26 protein-coding genes and 1 pseudogene are annotated in these 19,802 nt (G+C 44.5%); 19 read left to right on the top strand and 8 right to left on the bottom strand.

Going from position 1 to position 19,802, the window contains the following annotated elements; genetic code table 11:
- Nucleotides 1-2: 2 nt before the first annotated feature.
- On the top strand, nucleotides 3-779 hold the full coding sequence (gene cobA / locus M4I42_RS05920; RefSeq protein ID WP_268851307.1) for a uroporphyrinogen-III C-methyltransferase: 777 nt from the start codon (nucleotides 3-5) through the stop codon (nucleotides 777-779).
- Complete coding sequence (cobO, locus tag M4I42_RS05925; RefSeq protein ID WP_442864077.1) at nucleotides 766-1,305, top strand: cob(I)yrinic acid a,c-diamide adenosyltransferase; 540 nt, start codon at nucleotides 766-768, stop codon at nucleotides 1,303-1,305. The genes cobA and cobO overlap by 14 nt, the downstream gene beginning before the upstream one ends.
- Before the next feature lie 52 nt (nucleotides 1,306-1,357).
- Here cobO and M4I42_RS05930 read toward each other — a convergent pair whose 3' ends face one another.
- Both M4I42_RS05930 and M4I42_RS05935 read right to left on the bottom strand, forming a co-directional pair.
- Nucleotides 1,358-1,489, bottom strand: coding sequence for a hypothetical protein (locus M4I42_RS05930; RefSeq protein WP_268851309.1), 132 nt, complete (start codon nucleotides 1,487-1,489; stop codon nucleotides 1,358-1,360).
- Nucleotides 1,490-1,513: 24 nt separating this feature from the next.
- A complete protein-coding gene (locus tag M4I42_RS05935) occupies nucleotides 1,514-1,747 on the bottom strand; it encodes a DUF3892 domain-containing protein (protein ID WP_268851310.1) in 234 nt (77 codons plus the stop codon).
- Between the two features lie 327 nt (nucleotides 1,748-2,074).
- Between M4I42_RS05935 and M4I42_RS05940 the strand changes: the two genes are divergently transcribed.
- Complete coding sequence (locus M4I42_RS05940) at nucleotides 2,075-2,755, top strand: class I SAM-dependent methyltransferase (protein WP_268851311.1); 681 nt, start codon at nucleotides 2,075-2,077, stop codon at nucleotides 2,753-2,755.
- A 39-nt stretch (nucleotides 2,756-2,794) separates the two neighbouring features.
- Here M4I42_RS05940 and M4I42_RS05945 read toward each other — a convergent pair whose 3' ends face one another.
- Together M4I42_RS05945 and metA are read right to left on the bottom strand one after the other, a co-directional pair.
- The gene (locus M4I42_RS05945; RefSeq protein ID WP_268851312.1) at nucleotides 2,795-2,893 is read right to left on the bottom strand and encodes a YjcZ family sporulation protein; all 99 of its coding nucleotides are present in this window, start codon (nucleotides 2,891-2,893) and stop codon (nucleotides 2,795-2,797) included.
- A 118-nt stretch (nucleotides 2,894-3,011) separates the two neighbouring features.
- Nucleotides 3,012-3,920: a homoserine O-acetyltransferase MetA gene (gene metA / locus M4I42_RS05950; RefSeq protein ID WP_268851345.1), complete on the bottom strand. Its 909-nt coding sequence runs from the start codon at nucleotides 3,918-3,920 to the stop codon at nucleotides 3,012-3,014.
- Nucleotides 3,921-4,061: 141 nt separating this feature from the next.
- Here metA and M4I42_RS05955 point away from each other — a divergent pair, with 141 nt between their 5' ends.
- From M4I42_RS05955 to M4I42_RS06030, 16 genes and pseudogenes are all read left to right on the top strand, one after another.
- Nucleotides 4,062-4,574, top strand: a complete 513-nt coding sequence (locus tag M4I42_RS05955) for a hypothetical protein (RefSeq protein ID WP_268851313.1) — start codon at nucleotides 4,062-4,064, stop codon at nucleotides 4,572-4,574.
- Nucleotides 4,575-4,640: 66 nt separating this feature from the next.
- On the top strand, nucleotides 4,641-5,117 hold the full coding sequence (locus M4I42_RS05960) for a glutathione peroxidase (protein ID WP_268851314.1): 477 nt from the start codon (nucleotides 4,641-4,643) through the stop codon (nucleotides 5,115-5,117).
- Nucleotides 5,118-5,130: 13 nt separating this feature from the next.
- Entirely contained in the window at nucleotides 5,131-5,784 is a 654-nt protein-coding gene (locus M4I42_RS05965) for an HD domain-containing protein (RefSeq protein ID WP_268851315.1), read from the top strand.
- 116 nt (nucleotides 5,785-5,900) lie between these two features.
- Nucleotides 5,901-6,338 carry a BrxA/BrxB family bacilliredoxin gene (locus M4I42_RS05970; RefSeq protein ID WP_268851316.1) on the top strand — a complete coding sequence of 146 codons (438 nt, stop codon included), beginning with the start codon at nucleotides 5,901-5,903 and terminating at the stop codon, nucleotides 6,336-6,338.
- Between the two features lie 38 nt (nucleotides 6,339-6,376).
- Nucleotides 6,377-7,144, top strand: a pseudogene (locus M4I42_RS05975) (class I SAM-dependent methyltransferase); the annotation flags it as partial.
- Nucleotides 7,145-7,201: 57 nt separating this feature from the next.
- The gene (locus M4I42_RS05980) at nucleotides 7,202-7,330 is read left to right on the top strand and encodes a YuzL family protein (RefSeq protein ID WP_268851346.1); all 129 of its coding nucleotides are present in this window, start codon (nucleotides 7,202-7,204) and stop codon (nucleotides 7,328-7,330) included.
- Nucleotides 7,331-7,567: 237 nt separating this feature from the next.
- Nucleotides 7,568-8,731 carry an LL-diaminopimelate aminotransferase gene (locus M4I42_RS05985; protein ID WP_268851317.1) on the top strand — a complete coding sequence of 388 codons (1,164 nt, stop codon included), beginning with the start codon at nucleotides 7,568-7,570 and terminating at the stop codon, nucleotides 8,729-8,731.
- A gap of 90 nt (nucleotides 8,732-8,821) precedes the next feature.
- Nucleotides 8,822-9,526 carry an anthrax toxin lethal factor-related metalloendopeptidase gene (locus M4I42_RS05990; protein WP_442864078.1) on the top strand — a complete coding sequence of 235 codons (705 nt, stop codon included), beginning with the start codon at nucleotides 8,822-8,824 and terminating at the stop codon, nucleotides 9,524-9,526.
- Between the two features lie 38 nt (nucleotides 9,527-9,564).
- A complete protein-coding gene (gene thyA / locus M4I42_RS05995; RefSeq protein WP_268851319.1) occupies nucleotides 9,565-10,359 on the top strand; it encodes a thymidylate synthase in 795 nt (264 codons plus the stop codon).
- Nucleotides 10,360-10,368: 9 nt separating this feature from the next.
- Complete coding sequence (gene folA, locus M4I42_RS06000) at nucleotides 10,369-10,860, top strand: type 3 dihydrofolate reductase (RefSeq protein ID WP_442864079.1); 492 nt, start codon at nucleotides 10,369-10,371, stop codon at nucleotides 10,858-10,860.
- 210 nt (nucleotides 10,861-11,070) lie between these two features.
- On the top strand, nucleotides 11,071-12,342 hold the full coding sequence (gene ilvA, locus M4I42_RS06005; protein WP_268851321.1) for a threonine ammonia-lyase IlvA: 1,272 nt from the start codon (nucleotides 11,071-11,073) through the stop codon (nucleotides 12,340-12,342).
- 125 nt (nucleotides 12,343-12,467) lie between these two features.
- Nucleotides 12,468-12,719, top strand: coding sequence for a YpmP family protein (locus tag M4I42_RS06010; protein ID WP_268851322.1), 252 nt, complete (start codon nucleotides 12,468-12,470; stop codon nucleotides 12,717-12,719).
- A 111-nt stretch (nucleotides 12,720-12,830) separates the two neighbouring features.
- On the top strand, nucleotides 12,831-13,673 hold the full coding sequence (locus tag M4I42_RS06015) for a DegV family protein (protein WP_268851323.1): 843 nt from the start codon (nucleotides 12,831-12,833) through the stop codon (nucleotides 13,671-13,673).
- 54 nt (nucleotides 13,674-13,727) lie between these two features.
- Nucleotides 13,728-14,303, top strand: a complete 576-nt coding sequence (locus M4I42_RS06020) for an SCO family protein (RefSeq protein WP_268851324.1) — start codon at nucleotides 13,728-13,730, stop codon at nucleotides 14,301-14,303.
- A 60-nt stretch (nucleotides 14,304-14,363) separates the two neighbouring features.
- Nucleotides 14,364-15,134: a GDSL-type esterase/lipase family protein gene (locus M4I42_RS06025; RefSeq protein WP_268851325.1), complete on the top strand. Its 771-nt coding sequence runs from the start codon at nucleotides 14,364-14,366 to the stop codon at nucleotides 15,132-15,134.
- Nucleotides 15,131-15,697 carry a YpmS family protein gene (locus tag M4I42_RS06030; RefSeq protein ID WP_268851326.1) on the top strand — a complete coding sequence of 189 codons (567 nt, stop codon included), beginning with the start codon at nucleotides 15,131-15,133 and terminating at the stop codon, nucleotides 15,695-15,697. Before M4I42_RS06025 ends, M4I42_RS06030 begins: the two co-directional genes overlap by 4 nt.
- A gap of 5 nt (nucleotides 15,698-15,702) precedes the next feature.
- On the opposite strand, the gene M4I42_RS06035 is transcribed toward M4I42_RS06030, so the two are convergent.
- The 4 genes from M4I42_RS06035 to pepT form a co-directional block, all read right to left on the bottom strand.
- On the bottom strand, nucleotides 15,703-17,061 hold the full coding sequence (locus tag M4I42_RS06035; protein WP_268851327.1) for an RsmF rRNA methyltransferase first C-terminal domain-containing protein: 1,359 nt from the start codon (nucleotides 17,059-17,061) through the stop codon (nucleotides 15,703-15,705).
- Nucleotides 17,062-17,131: 70 nt separating this feature from the next.
- Nucleotides 17,132-17,716, bottom strand: a complete 585-nt coding sequence (gene plsY, locus M4I42_RS06040) for a glycerol-3-phosphate 1-O-acyltransferase PlsY (protein WP_268851347.1) — start codon at nucleotides 17,714-17,716, stop codon at nucleotides 17,132-17,134.
- 100 nt (nucleotides 17,717-17,816) lie between these two features.
- The gene (locus M4I42_RS06045) at nucleotides 17,817-18,443 is read right to left on the bottom strand and encodes a DUF2238 domain-containing protein (RefSeq protein WP_268851328.1); all 627 of its coding nucleotides are present in this window, start codon (nucleotides 18,441-18,443) and stop codon (nucleotides 17,817-17,819) included.
- A gap of 104 nt (nucleotides 18,444-18,547) precedes the next feature.
- Nucleotides 18,548-19,789: a peptidase T gene (gene pepT / locus M4I42_RS06050; RefSeq protein WP_268851329.1), complete on the bottom strand. Its 1,242-nt coding sequence runs from the start codon at nucleotides 19,787-19,789 to the stop codon at nucleotides 18,548-18,550.
- Between the last annotated feature and the right edge of the window lie 13 nt (nucleotides 19,790-19,802).

Here is a 19,802-nt window from a genome sequence, read left to right on the forward strand (position 1 = left end):
GCGTGAGTAAAGGAACTGTCTATTTAGTTGGAGCGGGACCTGGAAATCCGAAACTGATTACCGTTTACGGCATGGAATGTATCCAAAAAGCAGATGTCATCATTTACGACCGGCTCGTGAGCAAAGAATTGCTTCAGTATGCAAAAAAAGAGGCAGAATTGATTTATGCCGGAAAAGAACCAGGAAAACACGGGAACATCCAAGAACAAATTCACGAATGGCTTGTGGAAAAAGCGCTGCAAGGAAAAACTGTCGTGCGGCTAAAAGGAGGGGACCCGTGCGTATTTGGACGGGGAGGAGAAGAGGCGGAAGTACTAGCGAAACAAGGCATTCCTTTTGAAATTGTTCCCGGTGTCACTGCAGGAATTGCTGCTGCTGCTTATGCCGGTATACCGGTTACGTATCGAAACGTGGCGACTTCGTTTACGATCGTAACTGGGCATGGCCGAAAAGAGAAAGGGGAAGACCGGATTGATTGGAAAGCACTAGCAAATGGCAGTGACACGATCGCCTTTTATATGGGTGTAGGGAACTTATCGTACATTTGCCAGCAATTGATCGCTAACGGAAAACCTTCCGATACAAAAGTCGCCGTCATTGAATGGGGGACGACGGAGAAGCAGCGAACAGTGGTCGGGACGTTACAAAATATTGAAGAAACGGTAAAAACCGCTCATATTTCTCACCCAGCGATTATTCTTGTCGGGGAAGTCGTTCGGTTGCGGGAGAGCATCCAATGGTTTGCGGAGTTAGAGGGTGAGTGGATTGAATCAACATAAAGGACGGGTAATTGTATATACGGGAGATGGAAAAGGAAAAACGACAGCCGCTCTCGGGTTAGCGCTGCGAGCGGCTGGAAGAGGAAAAAAAGTCATTATCATTCAGTTTATCAAGTCGCCGCAGCGGACATATGGTGAGCACATTATGTTTGCCAAATTAGGGATTGAAATGCATCAGATGGGCGCTGGGTTTACATGGACGAAAACGCCGGAAGAGCATCGCGAAGCATTAAAAAAAGCATGGCAATTCACAAAAGAAAAAGCGATGTCTGGAATGTATGATATGATGGTGTTAGATGAACTGAACAATGCGCTAGCCATTGACCGCTTCTCGGTTGACGATATCCTTTCAGTTGACGATGTCATTCAATTTGTTCAAACGCGCCCTTCTTCTCTTCACCTTGTGATTACAGGCCGTTCAGCTAAAAAAGAATTGATCGACATCGCTGATATCGTCACCGATATGCAAGCGGTGAAACACGACTATCACGAAGGTGTGTCCGCTGTGAAAGGGATTGAGTTTTAACATGTTCACCGAGAAGTCTCCCACCTCTAAGCGAAGTGTAGGTGGAAGAGGTTCATTTTTGTGATTTTTTTCGTTTATTTCCTTTGCTGTTGTCACCGCTAATTGCTTCTTGTGAGAAAATCGACGGATCTTGAATTGGCGAATTTTGATTGTCGCTTCCTTTTCGGTTATATTTTTTCGTCATTGATAACGTCCTTTCGTTAAAATGTCAGAAAAAAGTAGGCAAATCATCTACATGGTTAATCGGGCTTTCGCGGGGAGTAGTGCGAATGGGACATTCACCGTTTTCGCCGCTCCAAACGTACGCCCCAGAGATTGCTCCGTTTTCAACTTCCATCATTGCTTTTCGATAGGACAGCACGCGCCCTGTCGACGTCTTAAAGTTAATGATCGCCCCTTCGTGATTTTTTTGCACAGCGACAAATGTTTCTTGTTCGTTCATCGTCAGCATCACTCCTTTATGTACAGCTTGGTCGTTTTGATTGATTTTTATGCAGGCGTGTTGATTAATCAATAAAAACCAGTTGTCATCGCTCTATTCCTAGCTTTTCTGCCGTTGTCGGCAAACGAACCGTTTGCCGACTGAGCATGCTGTACGCATGCCCTCCTCGAACAATGAACGCTTTGCGGGCAAATGTCATTTGCCCGCAGGCGTTCTTGTTCGAGGGAAAAGGCAGAAAAGCTTGTGTTCAGCCATATGATTCTATGTTTTTTAGTAAAATAATGGATAATCAACACTCGTGATTTTTATGCAAACGAGGTGTAGAAGATGGAATCTTTTATTTGGCATGAAGAAGCAAAAAAGCAATGGGATGAACGGGCGGAGTTTTGGAATCAAGCGAGTGAAGAAATGTGGGAGCGCGGCAGCCGAAAAACAATTTTGCCATTTTTCACGTCTTATGTTCCAAAAGGAAGCGAAGTCGTTGATTTAGGGTGCGGTGACGGGTACGGTGCTTGGAAACTATCGCAATTAAAGTATCGCGTCATTGGTGTCGATTTGTCGCAAGAAATGATTGAAAAGGCAAAAAAGCGAGGGGAAGGCGAATCGCTTCAGTTTATCCAAGGAGATTTAACGAATTTGCCGTTTGCGGATGAAACGTTTTCGGGGGCTATGGCGATTAATTCACTTGAATGGACAGAAGAGCCGTTGAAAGCGTTGAATGAAATGAAGCGGGTGCTGAAATCAGGGCATTATTTATGTGTCGGTTTGCTCGGGCCGACGGCGGCGCCGCGTATTAACAGCTATCAGCGTTTATACGGGAAGCCGGTCATTTGCAATACGATGATGCCGTGGGAGTTTGAACGGCTTGCACAAGAAAATGGCTGGGATCTTGTCGATGGTCAAGGAGTATATAAAAAAGGAGTTCATGAACCTTTGCTTGCTAGTCTTTCGCCGGAATTAAAGCAGGCGCTTACGTTTATGTGGCTGTTTATGTTACGAAAGAAATAAAGAGCTTGCCCATGAAAACGAGCAAGCTCCTTTTTGTGATTAATAGCCTCTCATAAACGCAGCACCGACGATAATTAACAAGATAAATAAAACAACGATTAACGCAAAGTTATTGCCACCATGATAACCTCCACTCATACTTTCACCCCCTATATGCAGGTTAGTACATTTTATTGATTTAGGGGGAGAATGGTCACGGACAATGGCGGACAAGCAAAAAAATGGTGAAAAACCCTTGGTTGTTGAACCAAGGTTTTTATTCCCAAATATATGGCGTTTCTTGGTAGACGTAGTAGTTCAACCAGTTGACGAACAATAAGTTGGCGTGCGACCGCCATGTGTTCAGCGGCTCTTTTGTTGGATCGTCGTTCGGAAAATATGACTCTGGAATATGGATCGGCAATCCTTTTGCCACGTCGCGCTCGTATTCTTCTTTTAACGTTGTGGTGTCATATTCTGGGTGACCGGTTAAAAAGATTTGTTTTCCGTCGTTCGAAGCCACCAAACATACGCCTGCTTTTTCGGAAACGGACAAAATCGTTAATTCAGGCACTTTTTCGATATCTTCTCGCAACACATCGGTATGGCGAGAATGTGGAATGCGAAAGACGTCGTCGAACCCGCGCAACAATTTCATATTTTTTACTTCTAGCGTATGTTCAAAAATACCGAAGCATTTTTGCGGCAGCATATATTTCGGAATTCCGTAATGATAATATAGCCCTGCTTGCGCGCCCCAACAAATATGTAGTGTAGAAGTAACGTTTGTTTTTGTCCATTCCATAATGTCAGTAAGCTCGTTCCAATAAGTGACTTCTTCAAAGGGCAAATGCTCTACAGGCGCACCGGTAATAATCATTCCGTCAAATTTGCGATGACGAATGAGCGGAAATGTCGTATAAAATTGGTCGAGATGGTATTGGCTCGTCGTTTTCGCTTCGTGCGTTTCCGGACGCAAAAACGTAATATTGACTTGTAGCGGAGAGTTGCCGAGCAGCCGCAAAAGCTGAGTTTCCGCCTTTTCTTTTTGCGGCATTAAGTTTAAAATCACTATATTTAACGGACGAATATCTTGCGAGTACGCCCGCTCTTCATCCATGACGAAAATATTTTCTTGTTCTAACACTTCTTTTGCTGGTAAGTTTTTTGGAATGTTAATAGGCAACGGTCTCATCCTCCATTTCCTTATTTTTTTAAATAACTTAATTATAAAAACATTGCGATCATTATTCAATGAATTTTTTTCCTTTCCTTTTCAATGATAAAATAATCTAAACATGAAAATAGCTTATTTTCGCAAAAGGAGATGGGCAGATTGGATCCAACGGCGTTTGATAATTTGAAGACTGTGTTAGAAGGAGCGATTTATGACCTTGATTTAGACGGTACGGTGGTGGTGACCGATCGGCACGATTGGCTTGATTTAGCCCATTTTTCGCGAACGTATCGCCTGACGTTTCGTTTGCCGGAGGAAATCGATGTCGTATGTACGGTAACGCTGGAAATGCATTTAGAACAAATCGCGCGGGAGTTGTTGCAACAAGCCACCGATGCAGGCTGTGTGCTAACGATTACGTTTCTTATGCCAATCAAGTCGGATGAGTCCGTTTGTCCGCTGATCGAAGAAACGATGCGTAGCATTTGGGGGAAAACCCGCTTGATTCGCCAAGTGTTGCGGCGCGATTACAATAGCGGTCATTATGAAAATGAAATCACCGTTCAATTCGGTCGGCTTATTCGCGAAGAAAATGTCGACGATTTATTGGAGATGGTACCGTACATGCTCGAATCATTGCGAAAGCTATTGTTGATGACGTGAACATAGGGCATAAAAGTGGAAAAATTCTCTGTTCTTCTTTAAGATGGAGAAAAGGAGTGATCACGAATGAGTATTTACGACTTTACAGTGAAAACGATTCAAGGGGACGAAAAAACGTTAACAGAGTATAAAGGAAAGGTGCTGTTAATCGTGAACACCGCAAGCAAATGCGGCTTTACACCGCAGTACAAAGAGTTGCAAGAGTTGTATGAGCAGTATCGTGATAAAGGGTTCGTTGTGCTTGGTTTCCCATGCAACCAATTTGGCCATCAAGAGCCGGGGACGGAGGAAGAAATCGCCCAGTTTTGCGAATTAAATTATGGCGTTACGTTCCCGATGTTTGCCAAAGTGGACGTGAACGGCGAGCACGCGCATCCGCTGTTTGTTTATCTAACCGAAAAAGCACCAGGCGTGTTCGGAACGAAGACAATTAAATGGAATTTTACGAAGTTTCTTGTAGACCGGAACGGAAATGTTGTCGAGCGGTTTGCGCCGCAAACAAGGCCAAGCGAACTGAAAAAGGAAATTGAAAAACTATTATAGCGAAGGAAGTTACATGGAGAAAGAAACGATCATTCGCAAAACAGAACAATATGTAAAAGCGAGATTGGAACACGATGCAAGCGGTCATGATTGGTCGCATATTGAGCGTGTCCGCCGGTTAGGGTGCTGGCTGGCGAAGCAGGAAGGGGCGGATTTGTTTATCGTCGAAATGGCGGCGCTTCTTCATGATATCGCCGATGAAAAAATGGCAGGCAGCGAAACAAACGGAATGCAGGCGGTGCAACGATGGCTTTGGCAACTTCCACTCCCTACCGAAGAAAGCGAACATATCGTGTCCGCCATTTCCACCGTTTCGTATAAAGGTGGTCACGGAAGTCCGCCGCAAACGCTTGAAGCGATGGTCGTGCAAGATGCCGACCGATTGGATGCGCTTGGCGCGATCGGTATTGCCCGTGCGTTTATGTATGCAGGAAATCGGGGGCATCTTTTATATGACCCAGCGCTTGCTGTGAGAGAAACGATGACGAAAGAAGAATATCGGCATGGGCGCAGTACAGCGATTCATCATTTTTATGAGAAATTGCTGAAGTTGAAAGATTTGCTGAATACCGAAAGCGCGAAAAAGCTGGCCGTGGATCGTCATCAATTTATTGAGCAATTTTTGCGACAATTTCATCGAGAATGGAACGAAGCAAGTGTTGACTAATGCCATCATGTTCCTGAAAATAACAAGAAAAAGGTTGAATAGAGTGAACACTTTCATTGATTTTTTGCCGATGAAATAGTATGCTGTTTTCATGGAGTGTTGTAGGAGGGGTTAGTATGTCCATGGCTTATGAAGAATATATGCGCCAGCTCGTTCAGCCGATGCGCGATGAACTTGTCCGCGCCGGATTTCAAGAGTTAAGGACGAGCGAGGAAGTCGAAAACTTTATGGAAAACGTGCAAGGAACGACGTTTGTTGTCGTCAACTCCGTGTGCGGCTGTGCCGCCGGATTGGCTCGTCCAGCGGCAACGCAGGCAATTTTGCGCAGCGAGAAAAAACCAGATCATTTAGTCACCGTATTTGCTGGGCAAGATCGCGAAGCAACCGCGAAAATGCGCGAATATTTTGTTGGCATCGAGCCATCTTCCCCATCGATGGCTTTGTTGAAAGGGAAAGAAGTCGTTCATTTCATTCCGCGCCATGCAATCGAAGGAAATTCGATGGAAGCAGTGATGGAAAACATTATGAACGCACTAGAAACTCATTGCGAGTAGGATGCTTTTTTAGCATCCTATTTTTCGTGGAGGAAATCATGATCGTCACAACAGCAGGAAGAACGGACAAAGCAATGATTCAAAAAGCAAAGCAAATTGCCGCAGAACTTACCATTTCGTACGTGCCGAGGCGCAAAATGTCGGTAGAAGCGATCCAAGAACAATATGCGGATGATGTTATTGTCGTCGGCAAAAATCGGCTCGAAATGTATCCAGCGGATCGATCGCCGTCATTCTTCTTTCACCCGAACTCCGCCATGTTTCGCGTCAAACGAATACTGCGCGGCGAGTCGGATCCGTTTTTAGAAGCGACAAAATTACGAGAAGGAATGTCGCTGTTAGATTGCACGCTCGGATTAGCGTCTGACAGCATTGTTGCCAGTGTTGCGGTAGGCAAAAACGGCAAAATAGTCGGACTAGAAGGAAATCGCTATATTGCTTATTTAGTCGAGCAAGGACTGCAGCAATGGGATTCGGGAGTTGCCGCCATGAACGAGGCAATGCGACGCATCCAAGTCGTTCATGCTGATCATCGCTCATTTTTATCTTCTCTCCCAGACCGTTCCTTTGATGTTGTCTATTTTGATCCGATGTTTGAACAGGCGATTGTCGAATCAGACGGCATTCAAGGCGTCAAATCATTTGCGCTTTATACAGAATTGACGGAGGAAGTCATCCACGAAGCGAAACGGGTCGCACGCAAGCGCATCGTGTTAAAAGATCATTGGCAAAGCTCGCGGTTTAAACGGTTTGGCTTTTCCGTCTATGTCCGCAAAACGGCGAAATTTCATTTTGCGACGATTGAACTTTCGCAGGAATCGAAACGCAAAACGACGGGCACGTTAAAAACGGAGGTGACAAACGTGTCAAACCGAAAAAAAGACCCGTCGAAAACCGGTGTAAGCGCCCCGAACGTTAAAGGGCAAGGAACGACCGAAACGGAAACGGGAGGATACGCGCTCGATTCCGCCCGCAAAAAGACGAAGCAATAAAAACTCGCAGCCAGCCTGCGAGTTTTTATGATTCAGCAAAGCAGCTATATATAAAATAAGCGACTGTCAATAGACTTGCAGCGAAAAAAATCGCATTCATCTTTTCTCCCTGCCTTTCTATTATGTTGTCGAGCCACGAAAATATGATACACTAATAGTATAGGTTTAAGCGGGAGTATTCCCTATATCTATAATATATATCAAAAAAACAAGAAAAAGAAAGAGGTTTCACAAGTAATGAAAACAGCAGAGCGCATGAAAGCGTTTGGCGTTTCCGTATTTAGTGAATTGGCAGCTTATAAAAAGTCGAAACTTTCTGAAGGGTACGAAATGATTGATTTAAGCATCGGCAGTCCGGATTTACCGCCGCCGTCATTTGTCAGAGAAACGCTTGCGTTTTACGCCAGCCAGCCGGATACGTACGGCTATCCGTTAGCTGGAACGAACGAATTTCATGAAGCCGTTGCCGACTACTATCGCACCGAGCACGGCGTATCGCTAAATCCAGAAGAAGAAGTCGTTTGCTTGATGGGGTCGCAAGACGGGCTCGTTCATTTGCCGATGGCGTTTGCCAATCTAGGCGATCTCATTTTAGTACCGGACCCAGGCTATCCAGCATATGCGGCTGGAATTGCCATGGCACAAGCGGAAGCCTATTTGATGCCGCTTCGAAAAGAAAACGGCTTTCTTCCCGATCTTCGTGCGATTCCAGAAGACGTGGCGAAACGGGCAGTGATGATGATCATTAACTTTCCAGGCAACCCTGTACCAGCGTTAGCAACCGAGTCGTTTTTCCGCGAAGTCGTCGATTTTGCGAAACGATACGACGTTATCGTCGTGTCGGACTTTGCATATAGCGAGCTTTATTATGACGGTCATAAGCCGATCAGTTTTCTGTCGATACCGGAAGCGAAAACGGTAGGCATTGAAATCAATTCGCTTTCGAAAAGCTATAACATGGCCGGTTGCCGCATCGGATACGCGTGCGGAAATGCTGCTATCCTCCACGTGCTTGCCAAATTTAAATCGAACTTAGATTACGGTGTGTTTTTGCCGGTTCAAAAAGCGGCGGTTGCCGCGTTAACAAAAGGAGCCGCATTTTGTGAAGAGAGCCGCCGTATTTATCAATCCCGCCGCAACCTTCTCATCGACGGTCTTGCGGCAATCGGCTGGAACGTAGAGCGCCCGAAAGCAAGCATGTTCGTATGGGCCGAAATTCCGAAAGGGTGGACATCGCTTTCGTTCACCTATGCGTTGATGGACAAAGCTCACGTCGTTGTAACACCGGGGGAAGCGTTCGGACCAAACGGCGAAGGGTTTGTCCGCATCGCGCTCGTTCAAGACGAAGAAAAACTCGAACAAGCGATTCGGAACATCAAAAAGAGCGGGCTTTTTTCCTAAATTTACGCATTTCTCTCCTTTTTTGCGTGTGCTATAGTAAAAACAAGATTCATAGGTTGCTAGCGCACGCATAAAGGTGGGGAAATGACCGTGAAACGGTTGCTTGCTTTCATATGGATAGTCGCGACAGTTGTGCCGCTCCTTTCGTTTTCGCCGTATCCAAATACGCATGGCGTATTGTTAGAGGCGAGTTCGCTTTCATTGGGGAATATTCCGTCTAAGCAAACATTGCAAAAAATCGTCATTGTACCAGATACACCTTTCGATCACGCGAAAGCGGAAAAAATGATTAGAACGTTAGCGCATATTGATCCTGCCTTATTAAAAAAAGTAGCCGACCATCAAATTTATATTAAACTATTTACGGGAAAGTTGACCGATGAGCCGTCCGCACGCTATTTGCGCGGCCAAACACCGCGGGGATATATCTCTTCAATCACGTGGGATGATGTTCCGGGACTTGGCGGTTCGCATCTCGTGTTAGTGAAAATCGGCCATAGCGAAAAAGGAAAAGGGCACGGTTCGGTGAATTTAGAACTGCACGAGCTCGCTCATTCGATTGACTATATTGTTTTTAATCATATTCACGCTACATCGCCTTTTTTAGCGATCTGGCGTGAAGAAGCGAAGCAGTTGTTCCCTCACAACTACTATTTTCTCGATTATCCGGAAGAATATTTTGCGGAATCGTTCGCCTATTACTATTATAACAATGAAACGCGCTTGCGTTTGAAAGAAACTGCGCCAAAGACGTATCAATTTATAAAGCAATTGATCGAAAGAACTCGCCAATGAGTTCTTTTTCGTTTATGATAGAGGATGAGGTGAGGACGTTGCAACAATATTTACAATTACTTGAAGATATTTTGGAAAATGGAGTTCAAAAGGATGACCGGACAGGAGTGGGAACGCTGTCTGTTTTTGGACGCCAACTGCGCTTTGATTTACAAAAAGGTTTCCCGCTATTAACGACGAAAAAGCTACATATTCGTTCGATTATTTATGAGTTACTATGGTTTTTAAAAGGAGATACGAACGTCCGCTATTTGCAAGAAAACAGCGTAACGATTTGGGATGAGTGGGCCGATGAAAATGGAGAGTTAGGTCCTGTTTACGGAGCGCAATGGCGTTCATGGAAAGGTGCCGACGGCAAGACGGTCGACCAAATTAGCGAAGTGATTGAACAAATTAAAACGAATCCGAACTCGCGCCGTTTGTTGGTGAGCGCCTGGAATGTCGCGGAAATTGACAAAATGAAACTGCCGCCGTGCCATTACGCGTTTCAATTTTATGTGGCCAATGGCAAATTATCTTGCATGTGGCAACAGCGTTCGGTCGATACATTTTTAGGCTTGCCGTTTAATATTGCCAGCTACGCGTTGCTCACGCATATGATGGCCCAGCAATGCGATTTGGAAGTCGGGGAACTCATCTTTACGGGCGGAGATGTTCATTTGTATATGAACCATCTTGAACAGGCCAAACTACAATTAACGAGAGAACCGCGCCCGCTTCCAAAACTTATTATTAAGCGAAAGCCGGATTCGATTTTTGAGTATGAATTTGACGATTTTGAAATTGTGGATTACGATCCGCACCCGCACATTAAAGCGCCGGTGGCGGTGTAAAGGGGAATGATGATGATTTCGCTTATTGTGGCGATGGATAACAATCGCGTCATCGGAAAAGACAATCAATTGCCGTGGCATTTGCCGGCAGATCTTGCCTATTTTAAGAAAACGACGATGGGACACCCGATCGTGATGGGACGAAAGACGTTTGAATCGATCGGCCGCCCGCTGCCTGGGCGGGAAAACATTATCGTTACGCGCAACCGCTCATTTCAACCGGAAGGATGTACGGTCATTCATTCGATCGACGACATCAAGAAAATGGCCACAGAACGAAACGATGAGATTTTTATCATCGGTGGTGCGGAGTTATTTCAAGCGTCATTGCCATTTGCCGACCGGCTTTACATCACCAAAATCGACGCGCATTTTCCAGGGGACACGTTTTTCCCGCCATTCGATGAAACAGACTGGCAGCTCATTTCGAGCGAAAAAGGGCCGAAAGACGAAAAAAATCCGTACGATTATACGTTTCTCCTATATGAGCGCAACCATTAGACGTACCTCGTGTTTAGCGGGTACGTTTTTCTATAAATTTTTTTGTGTGATTTCTTAGTCGGATACCTCCCTCGGCGGGGTTTGTCCGCTTCTTTATGATGATGGATCTGGTAAAATTTTTATAAATTTTTATTACTTCGCTTTTATTTTTTTGAAAATTGTGATATAATATTCAAATTAAAAAGACGTGAAGGAAAGGAACAAGAGCTTATGGAACAACAGTTGAAACGAAAACAAGGATCCGTCTATGTGGAAGACATTTTAATCGCATATCATACGTTAAAAGACGTCGTCTATCACACGCCGCTGCAAAAAAATCCGTTATTATCCGAGCGCTACGGCTGTAACGTCTATTTGAAGCGCGAAGACTTACAAGTCGTTCGTTCGTTTAAAATTCGCGGCGCGTACAATCGCATGAAACATTTAACGAATGAAGAACGGAAAAACGGTATTGTCTGCGCAAGCGCAGGGAATCATGCCCAGGGAGTGGCTTATTCGTGCCGGGCGTTAGGGGTGCATGGAAAAATTTATATGCCGGCGACAACGCCACGACAAAAAATTTCCCAAGTTCAATTATTTGGAAAAGACATGGTCGAGATTATTTTAGTTGGCGACACGTTTGACGACTCGTTCAATGAAGCGGTTCAATGTGCCAAACGAGAAGGGAGAACGTTTATTCATCCGTTTGACGATGAACATGTCATCGCAGGTCAAGGGACGATCGGGGTGGAAATGCTGAATGATTGTGAAGAGCCGATTGATTTTGTTTTTGCGAGCATCGGTGGCGGCGGATTGATCGCAGGGTTAGGCACTTATGTGAAAAGTATTTCTCCCGCGACGAAACTGATTGGGGTCGAGCCGGCCGGCGCTCCGTCGATGAAAGCAGCGCTCGAGCAAGGGCATGTTGTCACTTTAGAAGACATTGATAAATTTGTAGACGGGGCAGCCGTTAAAACGGTGGGTGAAACGACGTTTTCACTTTGTAAAGAAATGATCGACGACATTGTCGTTGTGCCAGAGGGAAAAGCGTGTACGACGATTTTAGAACTTTACAACGAAAATGCGATTGTTGTGGAGCCTGCGGGGGCGCTTCCGGTAGCGGCGTTAGATTTATATAAAGAGCAAATTCGTGGAAAAAATGTTGTGTGTATCATTAGCGGCGGCAATAACGACATTGACCGCATGCAAGAAATTAAAGAACGATCGATGATTTACGAAGGATTACAACATTACTTTATCGTTAGCTTCCCGCAGCGCGCCGGCGCATTACGGGAATTTTTAGATGAAGTGCTCGGGCCGACGGACGACATTACTCGGTTTGAATATACAAAGAAGAATAATAAAGAAAACGGACCAGCGTTAGTCGGTATCGAATTGAAGCGGCGCGAAGACTATGCCCCGCTGATTGAGCGAATGAGGAAAAAAGGCTTCCCATTCCAAGAAGTGAATAAAGATCCAAACTTGTTCCATTTACTCATTTAAAGCCGGCGTATTGCTTTCGTGTTTTTTCGGCAAAAAATTTATAAATATTTCGCGCAATCCGACATACTTTTGCACCAATTTCGTGTATAATAATAATAAATCGGTCAAAAAAGAGGATTGATATTTTGCTATTCAAAAGTCTGGAGTTCAAAAATGCTTACGGACAGAAGGTAAAGATTATCGAAATTCCAGTATTGGAGGAAGATAACACGTATCGATTTATGATTCAATTGCGTTTAGAAACGTTTATTGCGAAAGTATATCGGTCCCGTGAAGCCCGTTCTGTTTATTCATTTCGTGACTATTTAAAAAAAGTGTTAAAATGGCCTGTCTATGAGCAAATCTTTAAGACAGATATTTTAAAAAACAATGCATAGATGCTTGTGAGTTGTTTTGCTTCAGCAAAACAACTTTTTTTGCGTTTTTTATAGGCATTGCAAGAATTTCATTGTATAATAATCATTAAGCTTGGATTAGGAAGTGAAGAAATGAACAAAGTTAAAATTGTGACAGATTCCACCGTAGACTTACCAAATGAAACATTAGAAGCGTATGGAATTGAAATTGTTCCGTTAACATTTACAATTGGGCAAGAAACGTATACGGATCGCGTCGATATTACATCGGAACAATTTATGGAAAAAATGCGCCAGGCAAACGAACTGCCGAAAAGCTCACAGCCCGCTGCCGGGCAGTTTGTAGAAGTGTATAACCGGTTAGGTCAAGAAGGATATGACATCATTTCGATTCATATGACAGCGCAATTGAGCGGCACGGTTCGTTCTGCTGAACAGGCTGCTAGGATGGCGGAAGCGAATGTAACGGTGATTGATTCACAATTTATTTCACTAGCACTAGGGTTTCAAGTGTTGGAAGCGGCTAAATGGGCGAAGGCAGGAAAACGTGTGGAAGAAATTGTGGAGCACCTTACCCACATTCGGCGCCATACGCATTTGTATATCACGGTGGATACGCTTGAAAATTTAGTAAAAGGTGGGCGAATTGGCCGCGGCAAAGCACTAATCGGCTCGCTGTTGAACATTAAACCGATTGCCGCACTCATTGATGGAGTTTATACACCGGTTGCGAAAGCGCGGAGCTATTCGCAAGTCGTGAAATATTTAACGGAACGATTCGTGGAAGATACAGCTGGAAAAACGATTCGGGCAGTAGGGATTGCCCATGCCGATGCTCTGTCGTTAGCGAATCGTCTCAAACAATCGCTCATCGATGCAACGGGCTATGAAAAGATTGACATCGTTTATACGACACCGATTATTTCTACCCATACAGGTCCAGGGGCGATCGGGTTTATGTATTATGTTGAATAGGCTTTTTTAAGCTGATAAAATAAAGCGGGGAGATCAAAAACGGGTGGATGAACGATGAGAAAAGCAGGAATCATCATGCTTATGAGCTTATTATTGTTTGCTGCTGCGTGCGGAAAAGAAATTCCAGACGCGAAAAACTGGCCGGTTGCTTCATTTACGTTCACCGACCAAAACAATCAGCCGTTCGGTTTGAACGATTTAAAAGGGAAAGTATGGGTTGCGAATTTCATCTTTACGCGCTGTGCCGATGTATGTCCGCCGATGACTGCTAATATGGCGAAATTGCAGCGAATGGCGGAAAAAGAAGGACTGCAGGTGGAATTTGTTTCGTTTAGCGTCGATCCGGAAAACGACCATCCGGAGCAATTAAAGGCGTATATCGAGAAATTTCATGCCGATACTCGCCATTGGCATTTGTTAACGGGATACACACAACAAGACATCGAAGCATTCGCGCAAAAAAACTTTAAAGCAGTAGTACAGAAGCCCGCGGGCCAAAGCCAAGTCATTCACGGAACCGACTTTTACCTTGTCGACCAAAACGGGAAAATAGTCCAATATTATAACGGAATTAACGATGTGCCGTATAAACAAATTTTAGAGCACATTAAAATTCTCCAATCATCATAAAGAGGCAAAAATGTCTTCGCATTTTTGCCTCTTCGCATTTTCCGTAGGCAGGTGATGTACATGAAAAAATGGGGGATCGTGCTTGCGCGCTTTCTTTTGTGCGTCGGTTGTTTGTCGACAACCGCTACGAAGATAACGGATATTCCGCAAAGACAAACAGGTCTTCCGAACCGGTTAACGATTGCCGCTGATTTTGTTCCGAAAGATTTGCAGATCGTGGCGATTGGCGATTCGTTAACAGAAGGAGTTGGCGATGTAGACGGTGGTTACGTTGCGGATGTAAAGGAAAAACTAATGCAACATAAAGCAGTCCGCTCGGTGACGGTGACGAATTTAGGAAAAAGGGGATTGCGAATTTCTCAGCTTGATGAGGTGATTAACGAACACCAACAGCCGATCAAAGAAGCGGATATGATTTTCATAACGATCGGTGGGAACGATGTGATGAAAATCGTTCGTTCCCACTTATTCGATTTAACGTATTCTTTATTTGAACAAAAGCAAAAAACGTTTGCCCAAAAGCTGAATCGGTTGATAAAAACGCTTCGTTCGTTAAATCAAGAAGCGACGATCGTTCTCGTCGGTTTATATAATCCGTTTTCCAATTCACTGCAGACGATTCCAGAAATCGATGAAGTCATTAAAATGTGGAATGAAGGAAGCAAAGACGTACTAAGCCATTATGATCATACGATGTTTGTCGATGTAAAAGATTTATTTGATGACCGTGATGATTTGCTTTCTAGCGACCAATTCCATCCGAACGAACAAGGATATGCCTTAATTGCAACACGCGTGTATCAACAACTAGTAAGGAGTATGGAGCGATGAATAAAAAATGGAAAATAGCTTTTTTTACGTTGTTAGCGGCAAATGTCGTAACGGTAGGTAGTCTACTTTTCTTTCTTTTGCAGCCGTCCGAACTGTCGATTACGGCACCGAAAACAGTAAAAGGCGCGACGTTTCTCGTTCATTCATCGAAAGAAGACGTCAATGCCACGATTAATCATTATATTCAAAGTAAAATGAAAAAACAGGCGCTTCCGTATCGCGTCTGGATTAGCGATCGTGTATATGTTGCTAGTCAAATAGAAGTTTTTGGAAGAAATGTTCCGTTAACGGTTTCGTTTCTGCCGAACGTAGTAAACGGGGATTTAGAATTGCGTGATCCGGATTTATCATTAGGAGAGTTGCGCATTCCGGCACAATATGCGCTAAAATATTTGCGAACACACGCCAGCTTGCCGGAAGGGGTGATCATTGATCCGGACAACAATCGCATTTATGTGGCGTTGACGAATATGCGCCTAAAAAACGGCTATCGCCTTTCCGTCAAAGCGTTTGATTTGCCACATGACAACATCGTGTTTACATTAACCGTGCCATTAAAATAAAGGGGCTACATTCTTAGCCCCTTTGGATAAAAATTTTTCAATGTTCCTTTTACTTCTTTGCCCCAGCCGAGCGGATAGCCGTCGATGGTGACGATGACCCAGCCGCGGTCGCCGCCCGTTTCGAGCGTTTCGCCGCGCAAATACTTCTCATATTCCTGCCCGCTGCTTTGCAAATCCACCGAATGAGTGACATCCTCTTTTTTTAGCGCTAATGCGAGCGCATGGTTCGGCTCAAACCGTTGTTTTTTCAGCTCGCCTAAATGCAAGCCGGCGCGAACGACTTTTAACCCATCAAAATTAGGGCAGCCGTCGGGCAAGGCAAAAAGGTGTTGCTGGAACGCATAAATGGTTTTCGCGATTTCTGTTGTCAATACTGCTTCAAATGTCCGATAATCGCGCAACGATTGCTTGGAGACATTGGACGTAGCGTTTTTCCCTTTCCATGTTGGTGCTGTCCCTGTTTTTTGAAGTTTGGCGACAAAATGCCCTTCGCCTTTCAGATGATGCGGCCAAAGCCGCGCTGTTTTTTCGATTGCGTCAACCCTTGCTTTTGTCCATTCCGGCTTTCCGGATTGCACTCCAGCGACTTTCCCGATCGATATTAATTCAAGATCATTATATTTTTGCAAAAACGCTTCAATCGTTTGTTCGTTTTCCTCAGGGGAAAATGTGCAGGTCGAGTAGACGAGAACCCCACCTTCTTTTAACATTTGGTATGCGCAATCTAAAATGTGGCGCTGTTTGATGGCGCACTGTTGAACGTGCTCTTCACTCCAATAGTGAATCGCTTCTTCATCTTTGCGAAACATTCCTTCTCCCGAACAAGGTGCGTCTACTAAAATTTTGTCAAAATAGCCGGCAAACCGAGTTGCCAGTTTCTCCGGCGTTTCGTTTGTGACGAGCGCATTGGTAATACCGAATCGTTCGATATTTTCCGATAAGGCTTTGACACGTTTTGGATGAATTTCGTTCGCAAGCAGAAATCCAGTATTATCCATCATTGCCGCTAGCTGCGTCGTTTTTCCGCCAGGAGCGGCGCAAAGGTCAAGAACTTTTTCGCCCGGCTTCGGCTGCAACGTTTCAGCGACAAACATCGCACTCGGCTCTTGAATATAATAAAGCCCTGCCGCATGGTACGGATGTTTTCCGGGCTGTTCATCCGCCTCGTAATAAAAACCGGTCGGACAAAACGGAACAGGGGACAGCGTAAACGGAACGAGCGATAAAAACGTATCCCGCTCGATTTTCAGCGGATTAAAGCGCAAGCCGTTTGCCTTTTCTTCTTCATACGCAGCGAAAAACCGCGGTGCTTCTTCTTGTAAAAGTGCGTTCATTTTTTCGACGAATTCGTGCGGTAATTTCAACGAATAAACTCCTCTCTATTGCAATGTTCGGCAAAAGAGGCTGTCCGAAAGTAGGACAGCCCGTTGGCTTTTATAACCACTTGATTTTTGGTTCGGTTTTATTGATAATTCGTTTAATGTTTGCGCGGTGGCGATAAAAAATAAACGCCGTTAAGACAGACACAACGATCATCAGCGGAATGTCGTCCGTAAAGAAAACGGTGTACACGATCGCGTATACTCCGGCCAACATGGACGAAAGGGAAACATATTTTGAAAGATAGAGCACGAGAAAGAAAACAGCGATCAACGTAAAAAATAAAAACGGAGAGTAAAACAGCATGACGCCTCCTGATGTCGCAACTGCTTTTCCCCCGCGAAATCCGGCAAACACCGGATACATATGCCCGATCACCGCAAAAATCCCAGCTAATAGCGGATGCATATCGACTGCAAATAATACCGGTAGGCTGGCTGCTAATGTTCCTTTTAAAATGTCGCCAATTGTGACGATCATTCCGGCTTTGACGCCGAGGACGCGAAACGTATTTGTTCCACCTAAGTTTCCGCTTCCGTGTTCCCGAATGTCGATGCCGTAACCGACTTTTCCGACAACAAGCGCAAACGGAATCGAACCAAGAAGGTAAGCAGCCGCCAATATGAATAGTTTTGTCACCAATCTTCATACACCCTTTACTCATCAATTTCGTGCATGTTTTTATTTTACCATGCAGCGAAAAAAATGCCAGATAAGAAACTGGAATTTGCGGGAAGAATCATTGTTGATACACATTTTTTAAAAGCTTGTCATGCAGCTTTGAGAAAATAAGCAGCGTGATAACTGAACCAATGAAGCAAAATAACATATCCCATTGCGTATCCCATGGATCGCCTTGTGTGCCTAAAAAATCTTTGACGGCTTTTATTTGTTTAGCGGCAGCACCGACGAGCCATTCGATGATTTCATACAAAGCGGCGATCGCAAGCGACATGCTGATGACGATCGTCACTAACCAGCCGCCTTTTGTGAGCGGAGTTTTTCGCAATAAAATTTCTCTCAGCACAATCGCAAACAATCCTTTCAACAAATGCCCAAAGCGGTCGTAATGATTGCGTTGCCAATGAAACGTTTCTTTCATCCAGTTAAACAGCGGAACTTTTGAATAAATGTAATGCCCGCCGATGAACATACTAATCGCTAAAATGGCAATGATGACATAAGAAAGGGTCGTCAAACGAAAGCGATGATATGTGGCGATGACGACAATCAACCCCACAACCGCAGGGCTGACTTCGAGCACCCACGTCAAATAGCTCGCCGGCTTGACCGCTGACCAAATCAAAACGGTGATAACGGTTAGAAATAAAAAGAGATGAGTTTTGGAATACACACGTTCTCTCACATGACGCACTCCCTATCAACAGTTTACGTTTAGTATTGGAAAAAAAGAGATTTTTAATACAAAAACCCTCCGCTTCCAAAGAAGGGAGGGTTAACGGAATTACATTATTTGGTCGCTGCTTTTTGTTCAAACAATTTCACGATTTCAATAATAACATTCACTGCTTTGGCCATGTTGTCGACGGAAATATATTCATAGCGACCGTGGAAGTTTTCGCCGCCCGTAAAAATATTTGGCGTAGGCAGCCCCATATAGGATAGCTGTGAGCCGTCTGTTCCGCCGCGGATTGGTTTAATGATTGGTTCAATCCCTAAGTTTGTCATTGCCTCATACGCAATATCGACGACTTCTTTGACCGGCTCAATTTTTTCGCGCATGTTGTAATATTGATCGCTCATTTCGATATGGATGCGTTCTTTTCCATATTTCTCTTGGAGTTTCGCGGCAATTTCTTCAATAGTTGCTTTTCTTGCCGCAAATTTTCCGCGGTCAAAGTCGCGAATAATGTAATGGAGCGTTGTTTGTTCGACATCGCCTTGGCAGGAGAGAAGGTGGTAAAATCCTTCGTATCCTTCGGTATGCTCCGGCGCTTCGTTCCTAGGGAGATGGGCGTGAAATTCCATCGCTAGTTTTAGCGAGTTAATCATTTTTCCTTTCGCGGAACCTGGATGTACGTTTTTCCCTTTGAATGTAATTTTTGCTTGTGCGGCATTAAAGCTTTCGTATTCCAATTCGCCGAGCGGACCGCCATCGACGGTATAAGCATATTTCGCGCCAAATGCGGCAACATCAAATTTATGAGGACCTCTGCCGATTTCTTCATCTGGCGTAAAAGCAATCCGCACTTTGCCGTGTTTGATTTCTGGATGTTTGATGAGGTATTCCATCGCTGTCATAATTTCGGCGATTCCTGCTTTATTGTCTGCTCCTAAAAGCGTGGTGCCGTCCGTTGTGATTAATGTATGTCCTTTATAACGCGAAAGTTCTGGAAAATCCGTCGGAGAAAGAATGATATGTAAGTCTTTATTCAATAAAATATCCCCACCGTCATATGATTCGACGATTTGTGGATTGACGTTCGCGCCTGTAAAATCTGTCGCTGTGTCCATATGTGCCAAAAAGCCGATGGTCGGTACGGCTTTGTCTGTGTTCGCTGGCAACGTTGCCATTACATAGCCGTTTTCATCGACCGTTACTTCTTCCATGCCGATTGCTTTTAATTCTTCGACCAACATGTTTGCAAGCGTCCATTGACCTTCGGTGGAAGGGCATGTGTTGCTTGCTGGGTCAGATTGGGTGTCGATTTTAGCATATCTTGTTAACCGTTCGATTAGTTCTTGCTTCATACGTAACCTCCTC

This window comes from Anoxybacillus sp. J5B_2022 (genome assembly GCF_026847645.1).
GTDB lineage: Bacteria > Bacillota > Bacilli > Bacillales > Anoxybacillaceae > Anoxybacteroides.

Bases quoted from the DNA above. Each gene is read 5' to 3' on its own strand.
- M4I42_RS05930 (WP_268851309.1), bottom strand. From the start codon at position 1,489: ATGACGAAAAAATATAACCGAAAAGGAAGCGACAATCAAAATTCGCCA.
- M4I42_RS05935 (WP_268851310.1), bottom strand. From the start codon at position 1,747: ATGAACGAACAAGAAACATTTGTCGCTGTGCAAAAAAATCACGAAGGG.
- M4I42_RS05940 (WP_268851311.1), top strand. From the start codon at position 2,075: ATGGAATCTTTTATTTGGCATGAAGAAGCAAAAAAGCAATGGGATGAA.
- M4I42_RS05945 (WP_268851312.1), bottom strand. From the start codon at position 2,893: ATGAGTGGAGGTTATCATGGTGGCAATAACTTTGCGTTAATCGTTGTT.
- M4I42_RS05955 (WP_268851313.1), top strand. From the start codon at position 4,062: ATGGGCAGATTGGATCCAACGGCGTTTGATAATTTGAAGACTGTGTTA.
- M4I42_RS05960 (WP_268851314.1), top strand. From the start codon at position 4,641: ATGAGTATTTACGACTTTACAGTGAAAACGATTCAAGGGGACGAAAAA.
- M4I42_RS05965 (WP_268851315.1), top strand. From the start codon at position 5,131: ATGGAGAAAGAAACGATCATTCGCAAAACAGAACAATATGTAAAAGCG.
- M4I42_RS05970 (WP_268851316.1), top strand. From the start codon at position 5,901: ATGTCCATGGCTTATGAAGAATATATGCGCCAGCTCGTTCAGCCGATG.
- M4I42_RS05985 (WP_268851317.1), top strand. From the start codon at position 7,568: ATGAAAACAGCAGAGCGCATGAAAGCGTTTGGCGTTTCCGTATTTAGT.
- folA (WP_442864079.1), top strand. From the start codon at position 10,369: ATGATGATTTCGCTTATTGTGGCGATGGATAACAATCGCGTCATCGGA.
- ilvA (WP_268851321.1), top strand. From the start codon at position 11,071: ATGGAACAACAGTTGAAACGAAAACAAGGATCCGTCTATGTGGAAGAC.
- M4I42_RS06015 (WP_268851323.1), top strand. From the start codon at position 12,831: ATGAACAAAGTTAAAATTGTGACAGATTCCACCGTAGACTTACCAAAT.
- M4I42_RS06020 (WP_268851324.1), top strand. From the start codon at position 13,728: ATGAGAAAAGCAGGAATCATCATGCTTATGAGCTTATTATTGTTTGCT.
- M4I42_RS06025 (WP_268851325.1), top strand. From the start codon at position 14,364: ATGAAAAAATGGGGGATCGTGCTTGCGCGCTTTCTTTTGTGCGTCGGT.
- M4I42_RS06030 (WP_268851326.1), top strand. From the start codon at position 15,131: ATGAATAAAAAATGGAAAATAGCTTTTTTTACGTTGTTAGCGGCAAAT.
- pepT (WP_268851329.1), bottom strand. From the start codon at position 19,789: ATGAAGCAAGAACTAATCGAACGGTTAACAAGATATGCTAAAATCGAC.